Annotated in this window: 2 protein-coding genes; both read left to right on the top strand. The window is 73.3% G+C overall.

Going from position 1 to position 1375, the window contains the following annotated elements:
* Positions 1–593, top strand: a 593-nt coding sequence (locus P3W85_RS07750) for an alpha/beta fold hydrolase (RefSeq protein WP_276264342.1), incomplete at its 5' end; no start/stop codon positions are given.
* 23 nt (positions 594–616) lie between these two features.
* The coding region (locus P3W85_RS07745) for an MBL fold metallo-hydrolase (protein ID WP_276264343.1) at positions 617–1375 on the top strand (759 nt) is incomplete at its 3' end.

The following is a 1375-nucleotide window of genomic DNA, read 5'->3' as shown; positions in this document are numbered from 1 at the left end:
ATGCCGCGCGTTTTCCCGAGGCGGTGGCGGCCCTGGTCCTGCGAGGGACCTTTCTGACCGGCCGGGACGACATCCATCGGCTTTTTTCACCGCGCCACGGCGGCTCTGCCATGCTGCGGCGCGTCATGGCGCAGGGCGAGCGTGTGCCCGATGCCCGGGCCCGCCTGCTCACTGTCTCCCGTTTGTTGCAAAGTGGTACGACTGTGCCAAAACTGGACACTGCCGGACAGTGGCAGCACAGCGAACGGCGTCTGCTGGGGCTCGGGCGGACGCGGCCGGGTCGGCGGCAGCCCTGGCGCGAGCGCATGGCGATGCTGGATAAATACCGGATCCAGGCGCACTACCTGCGCCGCCGCGCCGGGCTGGGCAAGCCGGCGCTGCTGGCGGCGGCAGTGCAGATCGGCAAGCGGGACGTGCCGGTGACATTGCTGCACGGCCGCGCCGATGTGGTCTGCCGGCCGGCCAATGCGCTGCGTTTGCAGGCGGCCATGCCACGGGCGCGGCTGGTCTTGGTACCCGGCGGGCACTTGCCCGCCGGCGCCATGGCCGAGGCCCTGCGCGGCGCCATCCTCGCCTCGGGGTGGCAGCGGTGACGGACCCGGGCCGCCGCGGCTTCATGGGTGCCCTGCTGGCGACGGCGCTCGGCGGCGCGGGCCCGGCTGCCGCCGCGGGCCGCGTGGTGCTGGCCAGGCTGCAGCCGGATGTCTATGTGGCCCGTGCAGCCAATGCCGAGGTGGCGCGCGCCAACGCGGGAGAAGTGGTGCCGACGCTGGTCCACGCGACCGGCAGGGGTGTGCTGGTGGTCGACCCGGGCCCGCACCTGGGCTGGGGCAGCGGCCTGCTGGCGGCAATCCGGGCCGCGACGCCAGAGCCGGTGCGCTGGGTGGTCAACACCCATGCGCACCCGGAGAACGTGCTTGCCAACGCAGCCTTCGCGCGCTTGCGGCCGCGCCCCGTGTTCCTGGCGTCGGCCGCCACCGCCAGCCTGATGCGGCAGCGCTGCGAGGCGTGCCTGGCAAGGCTGTCGGCGCAACTGGGACCGGCCGCCATGCGCGGCACGCAGATCGTGCTGCCTGAGCCCGGCTTGCGGCATGGCGAGCGGCTGGACACCGGCGGCACCGCATGGGAGGTGCAGGTTCACGCGGCCGCGCACAGCGCATCCGATACCGTGCTGTATGCGCCGCGGCGGCGGCTGCTATGCGTGGGCGGCCTGGCCTATCGCGACCGCGTTCCGGAGATGCAGGAGGCTTCGCTGCAAGGCTGGCGGCGCGCGTTGCGTGCGCTTTCGGCGCTGCCGGCCGATATCGTGGTCGGGACCGCGGCAGGCACGCCGGCGCAGACGCTGGCGCCGACGCTGGCTTATCTCGATGCGCTG

The sequence above is a fragment of the Cupriavidus basilensis genome (genome assembly GCF_029335485.1).
GTDB lineage: Bacteria > Pseudomonadota > Gammaproteobacteria > Burkholderiales > Burkholderiaceae > Cupriavidus > Cupriavidus basilensis_E.
The sequence above is the reverse complement of the archived record's forward strand: the minus strand, read 5'-3'. Positions and strand labels throughout refer to the sequence as shown.